Origin of the sequence: Vibrio sp. 10N.222.46.A1, from assembly GCF_041473595.1 — a bacterium.
Taxonomy (GTDB): domain Bacteria; phylum Pseudomonadota; class Gammaproteobacteria; order Enterobacterales; family Vibrionaceae; genus Vibrio; species Vibrio tasmaniensis_A.
In genome coordinates this window covers 1-1,096 of record NZ_JBFRSN010001577.1, presented here as the reverse complement: position 1 = coordinate 1,096, position 1,096 = coordinate 1, and the positions used below count along the sequence as shown (strand labels likewise).

Annotated in this window: 2 protein-coding genes; one reads left to right on the top strand and one right to left on the bottom strand. The window is 38.4% G+C overall.

From position 1 onward, the window contains the following. Positions 1-266: 266 nt before the first annotated feature. The gene (locus AB4496_RS28200; RefSeq protein ID WP_017100407.1) at positions 267-398 is read right to left on the bottom strand and encodes a hypothetical protein; all 132 of its coding nucleotides are present in this window, start codon (positions 396-398) and stop codon (positions 267-269) included. A 267-nt stretch (positions 399-665) separates the two neighbouring features. Between AB4496_RS28200 and AB4496_RS28195 the strand changes: the two genes are divergently transcribed. Then, a partial coding sequence (locus AB4496_RS28195; protein ID WP_372133343.1) for a hypothetical protein occupies positions 666-1,096 on the top strand: 431 nt, incomplete at its 3' end.

The following is a 1,096-nucleotide window of genomic DNA, read 5'->3' as shown; positions in this document are numbered from 1 at the left end:
CTTATGTGCAATTTAAGGGCGTGGGGTTGACAAGGTTATATTAAAATAGCACCTCCAGATAAATTATCACTTAACATTTAGTTAGAGTTTTCCATACTTAAATAATTCCCTTTACTCTGTGTTTTTTACGAAGTAATTAGAGGTTGCTTATTTTTAATTTTTACAGGTTGATATTCCATTTTGTTTCTTGTGTGGTTGTTATTTGGGTGGGTAATACGTGAATGTAAATTGATTCATAGAGTGGGAATTAACTCGAGAAACGGAAACTAACTCGTAGAATGGAAGTTAATTTCTCTAATCTGGGTGATCAAGTTATCCTCGATGAGGACTGATACGCTCTCGATTAAGTTGTTATCAACACCGTTAAATACGTTCACGTTAGTGATTAGCTTTTTCATAGTCTGCACCTTTTGGAAATGAGTGTGTGTCGCTGATGGAGTCATCATATGGGGACAGCATTTGAAGAATGGCCATTTGGTGACAGTGATGAATTGGGTGTGTTTTTGCTATTGCTATTGCTATAAGAGAAGGAAGGGGGATTTCTGTCGAATCATTAATTTGAATAATGATTATTGGTGGTGTCACAAAATGGTAAGTTTTGCTCCTTTTCGAGCGCTAAGATGTATTTCAAATCAAGGCGACTTATCAAATTAGAGAGAGACAGAATGACTAAATCAGACAAAGTTTACGGGTTCAACACACCACAACGTCTATTTGTAGGTTACACGTTAGCTGTGCTGGTGGACTTAGTGGTACTTAATTTTTTCGATGAGTACTGGGACTTCGTCAACATTGAGTCTTTCACTATTTCTTTGATAGCAGCGTTATTACTGCAGTTATTGTTGAAGCTCTCTATTGGCTTAGAACACAAGATTGCTGAGCACTTCAAAAGTAAACCGGGTACCGGGCCTAAGGTTTATCGCGCCATCACTACTTACATCATCTTGGTGGGTTCAAAGTTCGTGATGCTAGAAGCGATTAACTTATTGTTCGGCGAGAAGGTGAGCTTTACAGGCCCTTGGAATGGTGTAGTGGCGTTCTTCGCCGTGGTATTTACGATTCTCATTGCTGAAGTAATTGTATCGAAGATCTACTT

Excerpts from the sequence above, each read along its gene's own strand:
- AB4496_RS28200 (WP_017100407.1), bottom strand. The coding sequence starts at position 398 with ATGAAAAAGCTAATCACTAACGTGAACGTATTTAACGGTGTTGATAAC.